The sequence below is a fragment of the Pseudomonas sp. 43NM1 genome (genome assembly GCF_002836905.1).
Classification (GTDB): Bacteria; Pseudomonadota; Gammaproteobacteria; order Pseudomonadales; family Pseudomonadaceae; genus Aquipseudomonas; species Aquipseudomonas prosekii.
Genome location: NZ_MKGS01000139.1, coordinates 1 through 19,268, shown reverse-complemented (window position 1 = coordinate 19,268; position 19,268 = coordinate 1). Strand labels below are relative to the sequence as shown.

Sequence of the window (19,268 nt, the reverse complement as noted above, 5' to 3'; positions counted from 1 at the left end):
TAGGAGCGAGGCTTGCCCGCGAAGGCGATCTATCAGGTATTACAGGTCGTTCAGAATGTCCGCCATGTCATCGGCGTGCTCTTCTTCCTGGGCCAGGATGTCTTCGAAGATGCGTCGGGTGGTCGGGTCTTTCTCGCCGATGTACTGGATGATTTCGCGGTAGCTGTCGATGGCGATTCGCTCGGCGACCAGATCTTCGTAGACCATTTCCTTCAGCGTATTGCCAGCCACGTATTGGGCGTGGGAATTCTTCGACAGCAGGTCGGGATTGAACTCAGGCTCGCCACCCAGTTGCACGATGCGCTCGGCCAGACGGTCGGCGTGTTCGGCTTCCTGATTGGCGTGTTCAAGGAATTCCTCGGCAGCCACGTGCGCTTTCACGCCGTTGGCCATGAAGTAGTGGCGCTTGTAGCGCAACACGCAGACCAGTTCGGTGGCCAGCGATTCGTTGAGCAGGCGCAGCACTTCCTCGCGGTCGGCGCTGTAGCCCTCGGTCACCGCACCGTTTTCGACGTTCTGGCGGGCCCGCTGGCGCAGGGTGTTTTTATCAGACAACTGCATGTCGCTCATCTCGATCTCCTGGAGGCTAATCCGGTTTGCGTCACGCCTCTCGGGGACGTGATCGCTACTTAAGATGGGAGTAACACGCGCTGCAGAAAGTTTTATGAAATTGGTCCAGCGGTCAACATTTGTTGACTTGGGTCACGAGCAACGCGCTGTACCCGGCGCCGAAAGTGCTCTCGGTCGGGTAGATCGTGGCCGGGTTGAAACTGGGCAGATGGCCTAGACTGCGCGATCACGCTGGCGATGCCTGGCTGAGGTCTTGCATCCGCTCCGGCGTCATCTCACCGATCACAAGGATGTCCGCCCATGTCACCCATTTCGCAAGATTGCGCAACGCGTTACCCGTTGGTGCTGGTCCCGGGAATGCTCGGGTTTATCCGTCTGGTGCTGTATCCGTACTGGTACGGGATCATCGCGGCGTTGCGCCGTGGTGGTGCGGTGGTGATTGCGGTGCAGGTGTCGCCGCTCAATTCCAGCGAGGTGCGAGGCGAGCAGTTGCTGGCGCGGATTGAGCAGATTTTGCGTGAGACCGGGGCGCAGAAGGTCAACCTGATCGGCCATAGCCAAGGCTCGTTGACGGCTCGTTATGCGGCTGCGCAACGTCCGGATCTGGTGGCTTCCGTTACGTCAGTCGCCGGACCGAATCACGGCTCGGAATTGGCTGATTATCTGCAAAAACATTACCCGGCCGACAGTGCCAAAGGCCGTTTGCTTGGCGTGCTGCTGCGGGTGATTGGCGCGGTGATGGGGCTGCTGGACACTGGTTATCACGGGCCGAAGTTGCCGGTGGATATTCCCGCCTCGCACCATTCGCTGACGACCGAAGGGGTGGCGCTGTTCAATCAGCGTTATCCACAAGGGTTGCCAGATACTTGGGGCGGGCAGGGGCCGGAAGAGGTCAACGGCGTGCGTTATTACTCCTGGTCCGGGACCTTGCAGCCGGGCAAAACCGATCGCGGCGGCAATCTGTTTGACGGGACCAATCGCAGTTGCCGGTTATTCGCCAGAACCTTCGTGCGCGAAGCGGGGCACTGCGACGGAATGGTCGGGCGCTACAGCTCGCACCTCGGCACGGTGATTGGCGACGACTTCCCGATGGATCACTTCGACATCGTCAACCAGTCGCTGGGCCTGGTCGGCAAAGGCGCGCAGCCGCTGCGGCTGTTTGTGGAGCATGCCGCGCGGTTGAAGGCGGCAGGGGTGTAGACCGCGTCATCGTTCTTCGCGGGCAAGCCTTGCTCCTACAGGATTTCAGTGAACCCCTGTGGGAGTGAGCCTGCTCGCGATGACGTCAGGTCAGGCGACGCGAATCCGGACCGCGTCATCGTTCTTCGCGGGCAAGCCTTGCTCCTACAGGGTTTCGGGGATCCCTGTGGGAGTGAGCCTGCTCGCGATGACGTCAGGTCAAGCGACGCGAATCCTGCGGCCCAGCACCGTCGTCCAGCGCTCGGAAAGTATCACTCCGCCCAGCGTCAACATCCCGCCCACCAGGTGATACATCGCCAGTTGCTCATGCAAAACCACCGCCGCAATCAGCGCGGTGATAATCGGCAGCAGGTTGAAAAATAGCGTGGTCCGGCTCGGGCCGAGGCGCGCCACGGCTTGCATCCACACCAGCGGCGCGACCATCGACGCCAGCAGGCACGCGTACAGCACCAGCGGAATGTTTTGCGCGGTCAGGCCGATTTTCGGCGACACCGCGAACAGCGGAAACAGCACAATCACCGCCACCCACACCTGCATGTACAGCAACACCAGCGGCGGCAGGCGCAGCTGCCATTTTTTCAGCAGCGTGTTGTAAATCGCGTAGGCCAGCGTCGCGATCAACATCATCGCGTCGCCCAGATTTACCCCGTGTTCGAGCAATACGCCGAGGCTGCCGGACGACACCACCACCAGCACCCCGGCGAACGACAGCACCGCACCGGCCAACGCGCCGGCCGTCAGGCGTTGGCCGAGGCTGATGATCGCCATGGTCAGCGACATCAAAGGCATCAGCGACAGGATGATGCCCATGTTGGTCGCCGAAGTCCGGGTCGCGGCAAAGTAGGCCAGGCTCTGATAAACCGCCATGCCGAGCACACCTAGGACAAAGATTTTGCCGAGGTTGGCGCGGATCTTCGGCCAGTGCGCGATCACCGGTCTGAGCATGAAAGGGGTGAACAGCAATCCGGCCAGCAGCCAGCGGTAGAAACCGATTTCGGCCGGGAAAATCGCCCCGGCCGACATTTTTGTGATCACGGTATTGCCGGCCCAGATGAAAATGGCCAGCAAGGGATAAGCGTATTGCATCGCAAACAACCAGAACGTTAATGAAGGGCAATTATCCGCTTGTCTGGATGCACGCCTATACTTCGATCCAGACAACCTGCCCCTGATGACGGACAGCATGAGCCGCAAACACATCGATCTGCTGGATTTCTACGAATTACCGGCGCCGGTGTACTTCCGCTACGCCGACTTCGACACCCACGAATACGCCTCGGCGCACCGCCATCCGTGGGGCACGCTGGAGTATTCGTCGAGCGGCGTGCTGCACATGGAAATCGGCAGCAGCCGGTTCATGTCGCCGCCGCAATACGCGGTTTGGGTGCCGCCGCACACCGAGCACAGCTTCTACAGCAACCAGCCGATCAACTACCGCGCGGTGTGCCTGGCGCCGTCGCTGTGCCGGGAGTTGCCGCAGCAGGCGTGCACGCTGGCGATCAGCGACATTCTCAAGGCAATCCTCAAAGACTTCGCCGCCCGCGATGTGAAGATTCCCGAGCAGGACGCCGACGTTCGTCTCGCCCAAGTGCTGGTGGATCAACTACAGCAGGCGCCCGAGCATGCCTGTTATTTGCCGTACGCCAGCAGTCCGGGGCTGCTCGGGATCCTCGAAGCGCTGCAAGCCGAGCCTGGGGATAACCGGCCATTGGCCGAGTGGGCGGCGCAGATTCACGTCAGCGAGCGCACCTTGGCGCGCCAGTTTGTCCGCGAATTGGGCATGAGTTTCGGCGAGTGGCGCCTGCGCCTGCGCTTTCTTGCCGCGATCGAAGCGCTGGGCAGTGCGCGCAGCATTCAGGAAATCGCCTTCGACCTGGGCTACAGCAGTGGTTCGGCATTTATCGCGATGTTTCAGCGCCAGGCCGGGTGCACGCCGGAGCAATATCGACGCAGTCATCTCGACGGCAGGAAGGTGTAACAGGCTTTGTCTACACTCAGGGCGAGGCCGCATCCATCGGTGCGGCAACAAGGAGAAAACTCCATGAAGATGTTGCGTGTCCCTTTGTTGATGATCGGTTTGCTGCTCTGTTCCCAAGGCTTCGCCGCCACCGCCCAGCAGAACAAAATGACCACCTGCAATGCCGACGCTACTGCGAAAAGTCTCAAGGGCGATGAGCGCAAGGCCTACATGAGCACCTGCCTGAAAGCGGCGCCAGCGGCCAATGACGGAAAAGTCCTGACGCCGCAGCAAGAGAAAATGAAAACCTGCAACGCCGACGCCAAGACCAAAGCGCTCACGGGCGATGCGCGCAAAACCTTCATGAGTGATTGTTTGAAGAAAAAGTAAGCCATCGGCGAGGAAATGTGGGGGCTGTGAGTGCCCCATCGCGAGCAAGCTCGCTCCCACAGGGGGCTGTGTTCACAGGGCGGATGTTTTTGAAGGTGCTCCCGCACGGGGCTTTGTTCACAGGTCCAATGTGGGAGCGAGCTTGCTCGCGATGGGGCCAGTAGGCTCGGCAACAAAAGCCATCAGTCCTCTCACCAGGTCCGCCCTGCACATTTCCTAGTGCTGATCCCGGAACGCTGGCAGACTGCCGGTCCTTTTACGCCGTTCGTTTTGAGGCTGTATGCCAACGTTTTCTCAACGCCAAGTCCTGCTGTTCATCAGTTGGATCATCATTTTCGGTGGGTTGCTGCTGGTGCTGCCGTTGCGCTTGCTGCCAAGCCTGCTGGCCGGTTTGCTGGTGTTTGAACTGGTCAACATGCTCACCCCGCAATTGCAGCGCCTGATCGAAGGTCGCCGCGCGCGGTGGCTGGCGGTGGCGTTGCTCGGCACTTTAGTGGTCAGCGTGCTGGCACTGATCTTCGCTGGCGCGATCAGCTTCCTGCTGCACGAAGCGGAAAACCCCGGCGCCTCCCTCGACAAATTCATGCACGTGGTCGACCGCGCACGCGGGCAACTGCCGCCGTTCATCGACGCCTACCTGCCGGCCAGTGCTGCGGAATTTCGCGTGGCCATCGGCGCGTGGATGAGCAAACACCTCAGCGACCTGCAACTGGTCGGCAAAGACGCGGCGCACATGTTCGTGACATTGCTGATCGGCATGGTGCTGGGCGCGATCATCGCGTTGCAGCGGGTGCCGGACGTGACCAAACGCAAACCGCTGGCGGCCGCGTTGTTCGACCGTTTGCACCTGCTGGTCCAGGCCTTTCGCAACATCGTTTTTGCGCAGATCAAGATTTCCCTGCTCAACACCTTTTTCACCGGGATCTTCCTGGCGGTGATCCTGCCGATGTTCGGCATCAAATTGCCGCTGACCAAAACCCTGATCGTGCTGACGTTCCTGCTCGGCTTGTTGCCGGTGATCGGCAACCTGATGTCGAACACGCTGATCACCATCGTCGGTTTGTCACTGTCGATCTGGGTCGCCGTGGCGGCGCTGGGTTATCTGATTTTTATCCACAAGCTCGAATACTTCCTCAACGCGCGCATCGTCGGCGGGCAGATCAGTGCCAAGTCTTGGGAGTTGCTGCTGGCAATGCTGGTGTTCGAGGCCGCATTCGGCCTGCCGGGAGTGGTGGCGGGGCCGATTTATTATGCGTACCTGAAGAGCGAGCTGAAGCTGGTGGGGATGGTTTGATTCGCTGTTGATCCTATCGTGGCGAGGGGGCTTGCCCCCGTTGGGCTGCGTAGCAGCCCCTGATCTCATCGGATAAACCGCACTCACCGATTTTGCGGCTGCTGCGCAACCGAACGGGGGCAAGCCCCCTCGCCACAGGGGCCTGTGTCAGTCCATCGAGCCGTAGCGCTTCATCGCTTCAATCGCCAAACCACTGCCGATGCTGCCGAAGATGTTCCCTTCAACATGCCGCGCGTTTGGCAGCATCGCCGAGACGCTGTTGCGCAGCGCCGGAATGCCGCTCGAACCGCCGGTGAAGAACACCGTATCAACCTGATCAACCCGCACGTTAGCGTCGTTCAACAGTTGCGTGACGCTGTTGCGCACGCGCTCCAGCAGATTATTGATGGCGGATTCGAACAACGCGCGGGTCAGTTCCACGCTCAGGCCCGGTTCGATGCGGTCCAGCGGCACGTGGCGGCTGTCGGCGTGGGTCAGCTGAATCTTGGTTTCTTCGACTTCCATCGCCAGCCAGTGCCCGGCGCGCTGGTCGATCAGCTTGAACAGGCGATCGATGCCGCCCGTGTCCTCGATGTCGTAGCGCATGCTGCCCAGCGCCAACGTCGATTTCTGCGAATACACCGAGTTGATGGTGTGCCAGGTCGCCAGGTTCATGTGGTGACTGGTCGGCATGTAAGCGCCGCTTTTCATGCGGCTGCCGTAGCCGAACAGCGGCATCAGGCCTTGCAGGCTCAATTGCTTGTCGAAATCGGTCCCGCCGATGTGCACGCCGCCGGTGGCGAGGATGTCGTCGTGGCGGTTGTCGTGCATGCGCCGTTCCGGCGACAGACGCACCAGCGAGAAGTCAGACGTACCACCGCCGATGTCGACGATCAGCACCAGCTCTTCTTTTTCGATGGTCGACTCGTAGTCGAACGCAGCGGCAATCGGCTCGTACTGGAACGAAACATCCTTGAAACCGATGGCGCGAGCGACATCGACCAAGGTGTTTTCAGCTTCCTGGTCGGCCAGTTCATCGTCATCGACGAAAAATACCGGACGCCCCAACACCACTTCTTCGAACTCGCGACCGGCAGCGGTCTCGGCGCGTTTCTTCAACTGGCCAATGAACAAGCCGAGCAGGTCCTTGAACGGCATCGCCGTGCCGAGAACGCTGGTGTCGTGTTTGATCAGCTTGGAACCCAGCAGGCTCTTGAGCGAGCGCATCAGCCGGCCTTCGTAGCCTTCCAGGTACTCGTGCAGCGCCAGCCGGCCGTACACCGGGCGGCGTTCTTCGATGTTGAAAAAGACCACCGAGGGCAGGGTGATCTTGTCGTCCTCCAGCGCAATCAGCGTTTCCATGCCGGGGCGCAGCCAGCCGACGGTGGAGTTGGACGTGCCGAAGTCGATGCCGCAGGCACGGGCTGGGGATGCGTTTTTCATGTCTTTCGAGTTCCGGTTAAAAAACGGCCGCGCAGTGTATGCCAGTGCGGCGAAGATTCGAAGGCCGACTATCCGCTAAATCAACATCAATAGCGCCTTGATAAGCGGGGCCCATGCCCCAAACTTGTCTGCATTGGCCCTGGCAGCCCCGGGACGGTCAAAAGAACCGCCCACCGCTGCCGATAAACTTCTGATGCGCAGCCCGGTCACAACCTTGAGATCGGTCAACCCAGCGGCGAGTTATACGTGCATGCTTGGGGTTCGCGGCGCGATTTTGATAACGGATGGTGATCCTCAGATGGACTTCAAAGACTATTACAAGATTCTCGGTGTGGAGCCGACCGCGGACGATAAGGCGATCAAAGCCGCCTATCGCAAGCTCGCGCGCAAATACCACCCCGACGTCAGCAAGGAAAAAGACGCCGAGGAAAAGTTCAAGGACGCCTCGGAAGCTTATGAAGCGCTGAAAAGTGCCGACAAGCGCGCCGAATATGACGACTTGCGCAAATATGGCCAGCACGGCCAGCCGTTCCAGGGTCCGCCAGGTTGGCAGAACCGTGGCGGCGCTGGTTTTGGTGGTGGTCAGGACACGGGCGATTTTTCGGACTTCTTCAGTTCGATCTTCGGCAACCGTGGTCCCGGTTTTGGTGGTGGACAGTCGGGCCGCAGCGCCGGACGTCGAGGGCAAGACGTGGAAATGGAACTCGCAGTATTTCTCGAAGAGACACTTTCGAACGAATCGAAGAAGGTCACGTTCCAGGTCCCGCAATACAACGCGGCTGGCCAGCACGTCAGCAACACCACAAAAAGCCTTAACGTGAAAATCCCCGCCGGCGTGACCGACGGCGAGCGCATTCGCCTCAAGGGTCAGGGCGCGCCGGGCATCGGTGGCGGCGCCAATGGCGACCTGTTCCTGATCATCCGTTTCGCGCCGCACCCGAAATTTGATGTCGAGGGTGAAAACCTCATCATCACCTTGCCGCTGGCGCCGTGGGAACTGGCGTTGGGCGCTGAAGTAGCGGTGCCGACGCTGACCGGCAAGATCAACCTGAAAGTCCCGGCCGGCAGCCAGAATGGCCAGCGCATGCGCGCCAAGGGCCACGGTTTGCTGAACAAGAAGGGCGAGCGCGGTTTCCTTTTCGTGCAGCTCAAAGCTGTGATGCCGAAAGCGTCGGACGATGAAACCAAGGCGTTGTGGCAAGAGTTGGCGAAGAAAGCCGCGTTCGATCCGAGAGAAAATTTCTGATCCGCTAGAACCTGGAGATACTGACGATGAGCAGTCCCCTGATCGTTCAACTGGACATGGCAGAATTCTGTGAGGCGACCGAATTGTCGGACGTCTACGTGATCGAGATCGTCGAACACGGCATCCTCGAACCTCAGGGCTCCGCGCCCAAGGATTGGCGTTTCAACGATTACGAGCTGGCCCTGGCCAAACGCGCGGCCAAGCTGCGGCATGATCTGGAGCTGGAGTGGGAAGGCGTCGCGCTGGCGCTGGACCTGCTGGAAGAGGTCCAGCAACTGCGCGCGGAGAACCGCATGTTGAAACAGCGGTTGGGGCGGTTGGTGGTTGAGTAACAGCCCGAATATCGGGGTGTTTGTTCGATTGCCATCGCGAGCAAGCTCGCTCCCACAGGGTTTTGCGGTAGTCATGAAACCCTGCGGTTCTGCTGACCACCGAGATCCCTGTGGGAGCGAGCTTGCTCGCGATGAAGATGGCGCAGCTCTAAAGGTGACGCAGCTCTAAAAATGGCGCAGCGCTAAAGGTCAAACCCCGCGCGGCAACACCACGGTAAACAGCGTCCCATCCTGCGCATTGGAACTGACTTCAATCGTCCCGCCATGCGCGCGGACTACTTCCTTGACGATAAACAACCCCAAACCGAGGCTGGTCGACGGCTGCCCGAGTGTTTCGTCAACGCTGCGCACCAGCGGGTCGAAGATCGTCGCAATCGCCTCTGGCGGGATCGGCACGCCAAAGTTATGCACGGTCAGGCGCACGTCCTCGCCTTCGCCCATCAGTTCCACGGTAACGTCGCGCTTGTTTGAGCCATGCTGCAAGGCATTGCCGATCAGATTCTGCAGCAGTTGATTGATCCTCCCGCCATCCCACGACCCTCGCGTATCACCCTTCACCGTGATCGACGGATCGCATTCCGGGTTGCCGGCGCAGGCCTGGGCAATGGCCTCGTGCGCGGCATCGGCAAGGTCCATCGGCGCGGGTTCGATTGGCAGCGTCTTGCCCAGCCGACTGCGCACCAGTTCGAGCAGATCGCTGACCATCGCCGCCATGTGCAGCGTGCCGCGCTTGATGTGCTTCACACTCGTCAGCGCCGCGCCGTCCAGATCGGTTTTGCGCAGAAGCATTTCGGTGGACATGCTCACCGCTTGCAACGGCGCGCGCAGGTCGTGGCCGAGGATCGCCAGGAACATATCGCGCGAATGGTTGACCTGCCCGGCATAAGCGGCGGTCGATTCGGCCAGCGCCTCGTCAATCGCTTCGTTGAAACGGATCATGTCCTGGAAGTAGGCCAGGTCCGGCGTCTTCAGGCTCTCGACCCACAGCCGAATCACGCAGGCGCGCAAGTGGCGAAACTCGGCCGTCATCTGCACCAGGTCAAACCCGACGATATGGCGCAATTCGCCATGGCTGGCAGCGGCCTCGACCAGTTTCGGGGATTTGTCCGGGCCATCGCCCTTGGCCTTCGCGGCCTGCTCTGCGGCGGTCTGCGCAGTGTTCATGTCCCGCGCGGCAGCCAGCAGGATGGCACGGGCGTGATCGCGCAAAGTGATGCGATCCAGATTGTCGTCAGGCGTGAGCTCGCGGGCGAACTCCTCCCATTCATCGACGACCCGATCAACCTCTACCACGATGAATTCGCTTAAACGCATAAACCAGAACCCCGGCGGTGAGAGCGGAAAAGCAAACCGCATATTAACGTCTTCGCGTCGAGTGCACACCGTTGATGTGCGCTAGCAAAAAATCTCGGCGGCAAGTGGTATTTATATATTTTCGATATTTCAATTACTGGGGGGTTTTTGCGATTTTGTTGCGCGTTCGGACGATTTTTCGCGCTATTTTCGAACATTTTCGCGGGTTAGCCTGAACGTTCGATAATCACGGACGGTTGTTGTCATATGGCTGACGCACAGCAAGAAACTGCACATGAAACGGCTTACCTTTCTGAAATAAATGACACTGACATTCATGTCGATTTGATCAGGCAAAAATCCCTCGTCGTTGCCACCAGTGTTCCCCGCGAGAGCATTCTCGCCGCGCAAACGCCGATCAATACGTTCCCCGAGTGGTACCTCAAGGCGCGGAAGATTGATCGCGACCATTGGCGCGACTTGTTTGGCCTGCGGTGGCTGTTTCAAGGCTACGTCGATGAGCTGACCGCAGATTTGCAAGGCATAAAGGCGTTTGCCGAGCCGCTGCTGCTCAAGGCATTAAAAGACCAATTGAACGTCGAACTCGACGTTCGGGTCGCCGAATTACGCCTCTACGTGCCCAGCAAAATCATCTTCGGCATCAGTCGCGGCGCCGATCATTTGCGCAGAATGACCCTGCTCGACGCGGCGCTGCATAACTTCGAAGCGGCGGAAGCGCAGGCCGATGCATTCAGCGAAGGCTCCGGGGTTTTCACTGCCGATGAGCAGGGCGCGCCGCAACGGCATTCGATGACGGTTGCGCAATTTGTGACATTGGCTCGGACCCTCGACCTTGGCGCGAAATACCAGGCGCACATTAAAGGTGTGTTGCAGCCGGTGGCGGCCACTCAACGAGTGAAACTGCAGCAGGAGACTGTTACGCGGGACAAGCAAGTGTTCAAACTCGCAGCGTTGACCGCTGTGCTCAAAGGTGAAATCACCAATCACGGTTATGGTGCGCTGCTGAAAGTGGCCGACGGCGAGGCGCACAGGACGTTTTACGATTTGCCGCTGCACAACCATCGCTTGTCGCTGATGGGCTTCCGACTCCACGGCATTACCTTGTTCAGCGCCGTGGGCGAGCCGGGCTGGGCGCAAAAAGCCGTCAACAGCCTGACCTCGACAGCTCTGCGAACCGTACTCGACTGGGCGCAGATCTTGCCGTTCTTGCCGCACCAGGATTTCGAGCGCCTGAAGCTGCTCAAGGCGTTTTTTGCCAATGGCCCCAAGGGCCTCTCCGAAGCGATGGCGCGCGATCAGGACAATTACCGCCAGAGTCGCTTGATCGGGCACGTGATCGTTTACATCCCGGATGATCCCGAACATCCGCTCAGAGAATACGACTCCTTCAGCGATTTCATGAAGACCCTGATCGGCCAACTGCGCACAAGCGGCTATCAGGAATTTTTCAGTCGTTTTGTCGCCCAGCAAGACCAAGGGGCTTTTTTCCGCCGGGTCAATGAGCGGCTCAAGACGTTTACCTGGAAGCAGCGCGAGCCGCTGGACATGGGGCCGTGGTGGCGCGAGACCGCGATCGAGCGCCCCGATCCGGAGCCGATTACCAACGTCATCACCGACAATCTCTGGAGCACGCTGTACCACGAGCGACGGGACAAGGCGATTGCCGATGCGCGGCGGATCGCCGTGCCCACCGGGGATGAAGATGCACAGAGCCGCTGGACACGTCTCAGCGGTTACCTGGATATCGCGTGGAACCTGTTCAACTTCACCGCCATGCTGGTGCCGGGGCTCGGTGAGGCGATGTTGGCGATCATGGTTGCGCAATTGGCCGAGGACCTCGCCGAAGGCATTGAAGACTGGAGCAAGGGTGATCGCGACGAGGCCTCGGCGCACATTTGCTCGGTACTGATCAACGGCGCGCAACTGGCGATGATGGGCGCTGGCCATGTGCTGCCCGGTGGCATCCCGGTAGCAGTCACGCCTTCGCCGGTTGTCGACAGCCTGAAAGCCGTGCAGTTGCCCGATGGCACGCCGAGTTTGTGGAAACCTGACCTCGCGCCCTATGAGCGGGCGTTGCCGTTGCCGGAGAACTCGCAGCCCGATGCGCAGGGTTTGCATGACCACGACGGCACGTCGGTGCTGGCGCTGGACAACAAACGGTATGCGGTAAAAAAAGACCCGGCCACAGCTCGGCAGCGGATCCAGCACCCGGTGCGCGAAAATGCCTATCAGCCAACCCTCGCGCAGAACGACTTGGGCGGCTGGATTACCGAACTGGAAGAGCCGCTGGCCTGGGATGAAGACAAAGTCTGGAGTCGCCTGGGCCACTCGCTCGAAAACCTTGCGCCGGAGCGCCAGGCGCAAGTTCGCACGGTCAGCGGGGTGGATCATAACCAGTTGCGCCGGATGCATGCCGAGCATGAGCGCGCTCCCGGAATACTGGCTGACACGATCAAGCGCTTTCAGGTGTATGCCGAGGTCGAGGGCTTGAGCCAGCAGATTCTGCACAACACGGTTACCCAATCACTGGAAGGGTTTCTGCCGACGTTCCTCTGCGAATTACCGTTCTGGCCCGAATCCAGAGCCATTGAATTGTTCGAAACCGACGCCGCTTCCGGCGTCTATTCCGGTGCATCGATCAAGTACGGCAACGCCAACGCAACCGGGACGCAGGTAATCAAGGTCAGCCGGGCGCAACTGCGTGGCGGCAAACTGGCTGAGCGGGTGCTCGCCGCCCTGAGTGAGGACGAGATTCACGCGCTGATCGGGCAACGTGCGTCCAGCATGCGAGGCGAGCGACTGCAGGCGCTGAGCGATCGCCTGGCGATGCGCGCCGGGGGCGAAATCGAGCGTGTGTTCGAGTCGATGTACCAGCGCGGCGAACTCATCGAAGACCCGCGGCAATTGTTGCTGCAACGTGACTTTGCACAATTGCCGCACTCAGTTGCGCGGCAACTGATCGAGCAAGCTTCCCGAGAGGAGCTGCGCTTCATCGAGCAGAAATCCCGCCTGCCCTTGCGGCTGCGCACGCAGGCACGTGAAGCGTTGCGCGAAGTGCGTATCGCCCGCAGCTACGAGGGTTTGTACCTGGACGCAGTGGCTGGTGCCGACACCGAGCGCCTGGCGTTACACAGCGTCGCGGCGTTGCCCGGTTGGGCCGACAACGTGCGCATCGAAGTGCGCGAGCTGGGGTTTGAAGGCACGTTGCGCGACAGCGTCGGCCCGCAGTCGGCAGCCATTCGCAAAGTGCTGGTGGTCAACGAAAACGGACTGTTCGAGGCGCGCGACGATCTCGACCTACATCTGCACGGTGCCGACGATTTGTACGCTGCGCTGCTGCATGCCCTGCCCGACAAGGAGCGCACCGCGCTGGGTTTCGACATTTTTCAAGGCGCGCAACTCAAGCGCAAAGTGCAACAACAACCTTTGGCCCGGGGGACGTTTTCGACGGTGTTGCAGGACGCGCCGATCAACCAGCCGGCTTACGACCCGCACACCATGAAATTGCCCGGCGGCATGCCGCGTGATTTCCAGCGGATCACTCCCGGCGAAGCCAACGCGCGCACTCGCCTGAACAGTCTCTACCCAGGCTTCGTCAGCGATGATATCGACCGGGTGCTGGATAATCTGTATCGACGAAATATCCCGTTGGACGCCTACGTGCGAAGCATTGAGCACGAGTTCAGCAACCTGTGCAAAACCCTGCAGCGTTGGCGCGACAGCCCGACTGACGCGATTCGCTTCAGTCCCGCCGGCGTCGCGCAATGGCATGCGCGAAACGAGCTGTGTACTTTGCTCAGGCGATGCTGGCAGCGTACCGGGCCAAAAGGCGTCAGGGCTCCTGGCCTTGCGCATCCGCAATCACTGGTGCTGGACGGCATGCCGCTGGATCGCCACTTGGTAAATTTCCCGCAGTTGCAGGCCGATTTTGACCATGTCACCAGCCTGAGCCTGCGCAATACCGGAGTGAGTAGCGGCCAGCTGCGCTTTGTGCAGAACTTCCGGCGTTTACGCGTCCTTGATATGACCGACAACTTGCTGACCGAGCTGCCACCCTTTATCGGCGACATGCGCTACCTCACCGACCTGGCGCTCAACGGCAACCGGATCGTGCTGACGCCCGAGGCCGTGGCGCGCCTGCGGTCGCTCGATCGCGTGCACGCAATGGCATTTTCCGGCAATCCCATCGGCCTGGTGCCGGACATTACGTTGATGCGCGATCTGCATGTATTGGTGCTGGAAGACACCGGCATCGACACGTGGCCGACGGGAATTTTCAGCCAGCAGCGCCCGCGCAACATCTATCTCGACATGCGCAACAACCCGATCACGCAGGTGCCGCAGGTAGCGCCGGGTTCGTTCCGCGCGGAGTTGCTGGGGCGCACGCACCTTTCGCTGAGCGAGCCGCCAATGAGCGCGGAGGCGATCCGCCAGGTCAGGCTTTACACCGAATCAGTGGGTCTGGACCCAGAGCGCGCGTACCCGCCGCTGGGCACGGTAGACAGCGTCCAATGGACGCAAGGCATGACCACGGCGCAGTGGCGTTCACAGCAAGTGATCTGGGATGAGCTGGAAGACGAATTCGGCTCGGAGGCGTTCTTTTCCTTGCTCAAGGATTTGACTGAAACCGCTGACTTCAAGAGCGGCGGCGCGTACCGCGGCGACCTCAGCGACAAGGTCTGGCGCATGCTCAAAGCCATGCACGAGAACGGCGAGTTGCGCGAGTCGTTGTTTGCCGAGGCGACGGTGCCGACCAATTGCCGGGACGGCGCCATCCAGGCATTCAACGAGTTGGGCATGCGCGTCTTGGTGGATGAGGCGAAATCCCTGGGTAATCCGGGTCTGGTCGAGGGCGAACTGGTTGAACTCGCCAAAGGGCAGTCACGCATCGAGCAGGTCAATGCCATCGCTCGACGACACGTTGCCGAGCGCTTGGCCGCCAAGGAGCAACTGCGTCGAGTTGACGCTGAAGGTAACGTCGTCGGGACGATTGACGTGGTGGAAGTGCACTTGAGTTTTCTGATCGGGCTGGCCGACCGCCTCGACTTGCCGTGGCAGGCGCGGTCGATGCTGTTCCGCAACATGGCCGGGGTCACACAGAAGATGATCGACGATGCCTACGACACTGTTATTGCCCTTGAACAAGCACCGCTGCTGCGCGAGTCGATCATTGCCGTGCCGTTCTGGAAAGACTACGTCGAAGCCTCCAACCGACGCGCGTTCCGTGCGTTGCGCAAACGCTACGATGACGTCACCGCGCTGAAAATTGCCTTGGATGAGCGGGCTTCAGGCCAGGCGTTGACGCCTGCAGCCAAAGCAAAACTCAAAGAAGAGCTGCGGATACTGGCCTTCGAACTGGGCAAACCCGACAGCGCCATCGCACCGGGCGTGGTCATGAGCGACGCGGCTTGCAACGCCGAGTTGGCAGACATCGAAGCGCAAATCAACCAGCTGCGTCAGACCTTGACCCAGCAAGCGATGGACCGCGCAAAAGTGCAGCGCGTCGAGATCCCCTTCAAGGTTGAAACCACCACCGACTAACCCACAAACCCTGTAGGAGCGAGGCTTGCCCGCGAAGGCGTCGGCACATCCAAGATTGATTTGGAATGTGCCGACGCCTTCGCGGGCAAGCCTCGCTCCTACGGGTTTTGTGCGAAGTCAGAACAGGAAGTAACGCTGCGCCATCGGCAGGGTTTCGGCCGGTTCGCACCACAGCAACACGCCGTCAGCCTTGACCTGATAAGTCTGCGGATCGACGTCGATGTTTGGCAGGTAATCGTTGTGGATCAGGTCGGTCTTCTGCACGTCGCGGCAGCCCTTCACCACAGCGATTTTCTTCTTCAGCCCCAACGCTTCGGGCAACCCGGCGTCCTGCGCAGCCTGGCTGATAAACGTCAGGCTGGTGGCGTGCAGCGAGCCGCCATAACTGGCGAACATCGGGCGGTAATGCACCGGTTGCGGCGTCGGAATCGAAGCGTTGGCATCGCCCATCAGGCTCGCGGCAATCGCGCCGCCCTTGAGAATCAGCGTCGGTTTGACCCCGAAAAACGCCGGGCGCCACAGCACCAGATCGGCCCACTTACCGACTTCGATTGAGCCTACTTCGTGGCTGATGCCGTGGGTAATCGCCGGGTTGATCGTGTATTTGGCGATGTAGCGTTTGGCGCGGAAGTTGTCGTTGCCTTCGCCGTCCTGAGGCAACGCGCCGCGCTGTTTTTTCATTTTGTCGGCGGTCTGCCAGGTGCGCGTGATCACTTCACCGACGCGGCCCATGGCTTGGCTGTCGGAGCTGATCATCGAGAACGCGCCGAGGTCGTGGAGGATGTCTTCGGCGGCAATCGTCTCGCGGCGGATGCGGCTTTCGGCGAACGCGACGTCTTCGGCGATGCTCGGGTCGAGGTGATGGCAGACCATCAACATGTCGAGGTGTTCGTCGATGGTGTTGCGGGTAAACGGCCGCGTCGGGTTGGTCGAACTCGGCAGCACGTTGGGGAAACCGCAGGCCTTGATGATGTCCGGCGCGTGCCCGCCACCGGCACCTTCGGTGTGATAGGTGTGGATGGTGCGGCCCTTGAACGCGGCGAGGGTGGTTTCGACGAAACCGGATTCGTTGAGCGTGTCGGTGTGAATTGCCACTTGCACGTCGTACTCGTCCGCAACGCTCAGGCAGTTGTCGATGCTCGCCGGGGTGGTGCCCCAGTCTTCGTGCAGTTTCAGGCCGATGGCGCCGGCCTTGACCTGTTCGATCAATGGTTCGGGCAGGCTGGCGTTGCCCTTGCCGGTGAGGCCGATGTTCATCGGGAACGCGTCGGCAGCCTGGAGCATCCGCGCCAGATGCCACGGCCCGGAGGTGCAGGTCGTGGCGTTGGTGCCGGTGGCCGGGCCGGTGCCGCCGCCGATCATGGTGGTGACGCCGCTCATCAGCGCTTCTTCGATTTGCTGCGGGCAGATGAAGTGAATGTGCGTGTCGATGCCGCCGGCGGTGAGGATCATGCCTTCACCGGCGATGACTTCGGTGCTCGCGCCGATGGCGATGGTCACGTTCGGTTGCACGTCCGGGTTGCCGGCCTTGCCGATGCCGGCGATGCGTCCGTCCTTGAGGCCGACATCGGCTTTGACGATGCCCCAGTGGTCGATGATCAGCGCGTTGGTGATTACCGTGTCGACCACGTCGCGTGCGAGCAATTGGCTCTGGCCCTGGCCATCGCGGATGACTTTGCCGCCGCCGAATTTCACTTCTTCGCCATAGGTGGTGAAGTCTTTTTCGACCTCGATCCACAGCTCGGTATCGGCCAGACGGACCTTGTCACCGACAGTGGGGCCGAACATGTCGGCGTAGGCTTGACGGGATATCTTCATCGCAATTCCTTGCACAAATTTAGTGTGGCGAGGGGGCTTGCCCCCGTTCGGGTGCGCAGCGCCCGCAAATTGGGTGATGAGGTTTTTCTGATGAACCGAGGTGACCGGTTTTACGACCGCTGCGCGGCCGAACGGGGGCAAGCCCCCTCGCCACAGGTGCAGTGTCAGTCGAGGTCACCCATGATCCTGCCGGCAAAGCCGAACACGCGGCGATGCCCGGCGAGATCGACCAATTCGACTTCGCGGCTCTGCCCCGGCTCAAACCGCACGGCGGTGCCGGCCGGGATGTTCAGGCGCATGCCGCGGCTGGCGGCGCGGTCGAAGGTCAGCGCGTCGTTGGTTTCGAAAAAGTGATAGTGCGAGCCGACCTGAATCGGCCGGTCGCCGCTGTTGGCGACTTTCAGGCTGATGGTGCGGCGGCCGACATTGAGTTCGATGTCGCCGGGCTGGATCTGGTATTCACCGGGAATCATCCATTCATTCCTTGCAGAACTTTGTAATAGAGAGCGGTCGGCCGATAGTTGCCGGCCGGGTCGCACGCGTAATCGGGGATCTGCCCGGCGCGGGTGTAACCCAGCGCCTTGTAGAAATCTTCGGCGGGGGAGCCGGCCTCGGTGTCGAGGTACAGCATGCCGCGCTTGTGCTGGCGCGCGCCGAGCTCCAGCGCGCTCATCAATTGCTGGCCCAGACCGCGCCGCCGCGCCTGCTCGCGCACCAGCAGTTTCTGCACTTCGGCGCGGTTCAGGCCATTGGCTTTCTGGCACAAGGTCAGCTGCACGCTGGCCTGCACCTGCTCGTCCTTGACCACCACCCACAGCAGCACATTGCCCTGGTTCAGGTTGCCTTCGACCTCATCGAAATAGGCCCGCGCCTGCGTCGCATCGAGGTCGGCCATGAAGCCGACGCTGGCGCCATAACCCACGGCGTCCAGGAGCAAATCGATCAAACCCTGGCGATAGTGCGCAAAGCTTTCAACATTGACGCGACGCAATTGGGCAGCGTTCATCGGTGTCACTCCTTGTTGGCGAGCGGCGGCTCCGCGCCAGGATTGAGGGGCAGTTGCATGAAGGTCAGGTCGAGCCAGCGACCGAACTTGGTGCCCACCTGGGGCATCTGCCCGGTGATGACAAAACCGGCGCGCTGGTGCAGGCGAATAGACGCAGCGTTGCCGCTTTCGATGGCGGCGACCATCACGTGTTTGGCGCACGCTCTGGCGCGTTCGATCAGTTCGCTCATCAGTTGCGGGCCGAGGCCGTTGCCGCGTTGATCGCTGCGCACGTAGACGGAATGCTCGACGGTGTGGCGAAAGCCGTCGAAGGGCCGCCAGTCACCGAACGAAGCGTAGCCGAGCACGCTGTTGTCAGCGTCGACGATCACCAGAATCGGGTAACCCTGGGCTTGCCGGGCGCTGAACCACGCCTGGCGGTTGCCGAGGTCGACGGCCTGTTCGTTCCAGATCGCCGTGGTGTTGAGCACCGCGTCGTTGTAGATGTCGCGGATCGCCGGCAGGTCGGCGTGCAGCGCATCACGGATGTGATAAGTCATGGCGCGGCCTCAAGCGATCGGTTGGTGGACGGTGACCAGTTTGGTGCCGTCGGGGAACGTCGCTTCGACCTGGATCTCCGGGATCATTTCCGGGATGCCTTCCATCACTTGTTCGCGACTCAGCAACGTCGTGCCGAAGTGCATCAACTCGGCGACAGTACGGCCGTCACGCGCACCTTCGAGCAGCGCGGCGGAGATGTAGGCCATGGCCTCCGGGTAATTGAGTTTCACGCCGCGCGCCAAACGCCGCTCGGCCACGAGGCCGGCGGTGAAAATCAACAGCTTGTCTTTTTCGCGTGGGGTCAGGTCCATCGTCGGGAATCCATATCGGCAGTTTTGTGAGGTTCTTACGGTGTGGGGTGTGTCAATTGAACCACCCCTCACCCTAGCCCTCTCCCCAGAGGGGAGAGGGGACTGATCTCGGTTGTTTCTTATGGCCGGATCGGTCAGCAATATTTTTGAGCATTTGAAATTTTTTCAGTACGACTCGGTCAGGCTCCCTCTCTCCGCTGGGGAGAGGGGACTGATCTCGGTTGTTTTTCATGGCCGGATCAGTCAGCAATATTTTTTGAGCATTTGAAATTCTTTTAGTACGACTCGGTCAGGCTCCCTCTCCCCTCTGGGGAGAGGGAGCCTGAC

General features: G+C 60.6%; 16 protein-coding genes. 7 read left to right on the top strand and 9 right to left on the bottom strand.

The genetic code is table 11. The annotated features are described in order from the left end of the window. Positions 1 to 39 precede the first annotated feature (39 nt). Positions 40 to 570: a bacterioferritin gene (locus BI292_RS13880; RefSeq protein WP_092274003.1), complete on the bottom strand. Its 531-nt coding sequence runs from the start codon at positions 568 to 570 to the stop codon at positions 40 to 42. A 309-nt stretch (positions 571 to 879) separates the two neighbouring features. On the opposite strand from BI292_RS13880, the gene BI292_RS13875 reads away from it, so the two are divergent. After that, positions 880 to 1,770: a triacylglycerol lipase gene (locus tag BI292_RS13875; RefSeq protein ID WP_101208203.1), complete on the top strand. Its 891-nt coding sequence runs from the start codon at positions 880 to 882 to the stop codon at positions 1,768 to 1,770. A gap of 198 nt (positions 1,771 to 1,968) precedes the next feature. Here the strand turns inward: BI292_RS13875 and BI292_RS13870 are convergent, their stop codons facing one another. After that, positions 1,969 to 2,856, bottom strand: coding sequence for a DMT family transporter (locus tag BI292_RS13870; RefSeq protein WP_101208189.1), 888 nt, complete (start codon positions 2,854 to 2,856; stop codon positions 1,969 to 1,971). A 97-nt stretch (positions 2,857 to 2,953) separates the two neighbouring features. On the opposite strand from BI292_RS13870, the gene BI292_RS13865 reads away from it, so the two are divergent. The 3 genes from BI292_RS13865 (at position 2,954) to BI292_RS13855 (ending at position 5,411) form a co-directional block, all read left to right on the top strand. Then, entirely contained in the window at positions 2,954 to 3,748 is a 795-nt protein-coding gene (locus BI292_RS13865) for a helix-turn-helix transcriptional regulator (RefSeq protein ID WP_178076581.1), read from the top strand. 63 nt (positions 3,749 to 3,811) lie between these two features. Beyond that, on the top strand, positions 3,812 to 4,117 hold the full coding sequence (locus BI292_RS13860; RefSeq protein WP_092273991.1) for a PsiF family protein: 306 nt from the start codon (positions 3,812 to 3,814) through the stop codon (positions 4,115 to 4,117). 280 nt (positions 4,118 to 4,397) lie between these two features. Then, the gene (locus tag BI292_RS13855) at positions 4,398 to 5,411 is read left to right on the top strand and encodes an AI-2E family transporter (protein ID WP_092273988.1); all 1,014 of its coding nucleotides are present in this window, start codon (positions 4,398 to 4,400) and stop codon (positions 5,409 to 5,411) included. A 147-nt stretch (positions 5,412 to 5,558) separates the two neighbouring features. Here the strand turns inward: BI292_RS13855 and BI292_RS13845 are convergent, their stop codons facing one another. Further along, positions 5,559 to 6,833, bottom strand: coding sequence for an Hsp70 family protein (locus BI292_RS13845; protein ID WP_092273985.1), 1,275 nt, complete (start codon positions 6,831 to 6,833; stop codon positions 5,559 to 5,561). Positions 6,834 to 7,131: 298 nt separating this feature from the next. Between BI292_RS13845 and BI292_RS13840 the strand changes: the two genes are divergently transcribed. Both BI292_RS13840 and BI292_RS13835 read left to right on the top strand, forming a co-directional pair. Then, on the top strand, positions 7,132 to 8,079 hold the full coding sequence (locus BI292_RS13840; protein ID WP_092273982.1) for a DnaJ C-terminal domain-containing protein: 948 nt from the start codon (positions 7,132 to 7,134) through the stop codon (positions 8,077 to 8,079). Positions 8,080 to 8,105: 26 nt separating this feature from the next. After that, positions 8,106 to 8,411: a chaperone modulator CbpM gene (locus BI292_RS13835; protein WP_092273979.1), complete on the top strand. Its 306-nt coding sequence runs from the start codon at positions 8,106 to 8,108 to the stop codon at positions 8,409 to 8,411. A gap of 189 nt (positions 8,412 to 8,600) precedes the next feature. On the opposite strand, the gene BI292_RS13830 is transcribed toward BI292_RS13835, so the two are convergent. After that, positions 8,601 to 9,725 (bottom strand): sensor histidine kinase KdpD, encoded by a 1,125-nt coding sequence (locus BI292_RS13830; RefSeq protein ID WP_101208188.1) that lies wholly within the window; start codon positions 9,723 to 9,725, stop codon positions 8,601 to 8,603. Between the two features lie 246 nt (positions 9,726 to 9,971). On the opposite strand from BI292_RS13830, the gene BI292_RS13825 reads away from it, so the two are divergent. Then, positions 9,972 to 15,266 (top strand): NEL-type E3 ubiquitin ligase domain-containing protein, encoded by a 5,295-nt coding sequence (locus BI292_RS13825; protein WP_101208187.1) that lies wholly within the window; start codon positions 9,972 to 9,974, stop codon positions 15,264 to 15,266. Positions 15,267 to 15,383: 117 nt separating this feature from the next. On the opposite strand, the gene ureC is transcribed toward BI292_RS13825, so the two are convergent. From ureC to ureA, 5 genes are all read right to left on the bottom strand, one after another. Next, the gene (gene ureC, locus BI292_RS13820) at positions 15,384 to 17,084 is read right to left on the bottom strand and encodes an urease subunit alpha (RefSeq protein ID WP_101208186.1); all 1,701 of its coding nucleotides are present in this window, start codon (positions 17,082 to 17,084) and stop codon (positions 15,384 to 15,386) included. Between the two features lie 164 nt (positions 17,085 to 17,248). Further along, positions 17,249 to 17,557, bottom strand: a complete 309-nt coding sequence (locus BI292_RS13815) for an urease subunit beta (protein WP_092273970.1) — start codon at positions 17,555 to 17,557, stop codon at positions 17,249 to 17,251. Further along, positions 17,554 to 18,090, bottom strand: coding sequence for a GNAT family N-acetyltransferase (locus BI292_RS13810; protein ID WP_101208185.1), 537 nt, complete (start codon positions 18,088 to 18,090; stop codon positions 17,554 to 17,556). The genes BI292_RS13815 and BI292_RS13810 overlap by 4 nt, the downstream gene beginning before the upstream one ends. A 5-nt stretch (positions 18,091 to 18,095) precedes the next feature. After that, positions 18,096 to 18,629, bottom strand: a complete 534-nt coding sequence (locus tag BI292_RS13805) for a GNAT family N-acetyltransferase (RefSeq protein ID WP_101208184.1) — start codon at positions 18,627 to 18,629, stop codon at positions 18,096 to 18,098. Between the two features lie 9 nt (positions 18,630 to 18,638). Next, entirely contained in the window at positions 18,639 to 18,941 is a 303-nt protein-coding gene (ureA, locus tag BI292_RS13800; protein WP_033055605.1) for an urease subunit gamma, read from the bottom strand. Positions 18,942 to 19,268: the final 327 nt, after the last annotated feature.

Excerpts from the sequence above, each read along its gene's own strand:
- BI292_RS13880 (WP_092274003.1), bottom strand. The coding sequence starts at position 570 with ATGAGCGACATGCAGTTGTCTGATAAAAACACCCTGCGCCAGCGGGCC.
- BI292_RS13870 (WP_101208189.1), bottom strand. The coding sequence starts at position 2,856 with ATGCAATACGCTTATCCCTTGCTGGCCATTTTCATCTGGGCCGGCAAT.
- BI292_RS13865 (WP_178076581.1), top strand. The coding sequence starts at position 2,954 with ATGAGCCGCAAACACATCGATCTGCTGGATTTCTACGAATTACCGGCG.
- BI292_RS13860 (WP_092273991.1), top strand. The coding sequence starts at position 3,812 with ATGAAGATGTTGCGTGTCCCTTTGTTGATGATCGGTTTGCTGCTCTGT.
- BI292_RS13855 (WP_092273988.1), top strand. The coding sequence starts at position 4,398 with ATGCCAACGTTTTCTCAACGCCAAGTCCTGCTGTTCATCAGTTGGATC.
- BI292_RS13845 (WP_092273985.1), bottom strand. The coding sequence starts at position 6,833 with ATGAAAAACGCATCCCCAGCCCGTGCCTGCGGCATCGACTTCGGCACG.
- BI292_RS13840 (WP_092273982.1), top strand. The coding sequence starts at position 7,132 with ATGGACTTCAAAGACTATTACAAGATTCTCGGTGTGGAGCCGACCGCG.
- BI292_RS13835 (WP_092273979.1), top strand. The coding sequence starts at position 8,106 with ATGAGCAGTCCCCTGATCGTTCAACTGGACATGGCAGAATTCTGTGAG.
- BI292_RS13830 (WP_101208188.1), bottom strand. The coding sequence starts at position 9,725 with ATGCGTTTAAGCGAATTCATCGTGGTAGAGGTTGATCGGGTCGTCGAT.
- BI292_RS13825 (WP_101208187.1), top strand. The coding sequence starts at position 9,972 with ATGGCTGACGCACAGCAAGAAACTGCACATGAAACGGCTTACCTTTCT.
- ureC (WP_101208186.1), bottom strand. The coding sequence starts at position 17,084 with ATGAAGATATCCCGTCAAGCCTACGCCGACATGTTCGGCCCCACTGTC.
- BI292_RS13815 (WP_092273970.1), bottom strand. The coding sequence starts at position 17,557 with ATGATTCCCGGTGAATACCAGATCCAGCCCGGCGACATCGAACTCAAT.
- BI292_RS13810 (WP_101208185.1), bottom strand. The coding sequence starts at position 18,090 with ATGAACGCTGCCCAATTGCGTCGCGTCAATGTTGAAAGCTTTGCGCAC.
- BI292_RS13805 (WP_101208184.1), bottom strand. The coding sequence starts at position 18,629 with ATGACTTATCACATCCGTGATGCGCTGCACGCCGACCTGCCGGCGATC.
- ureA (WP_033055605.1), bottom strand. The coding sequence starts at position 18,941 with ATGGACCTGACCCCACGCGAAAAAGACAAGCTGTTGATTTTCACCGCC.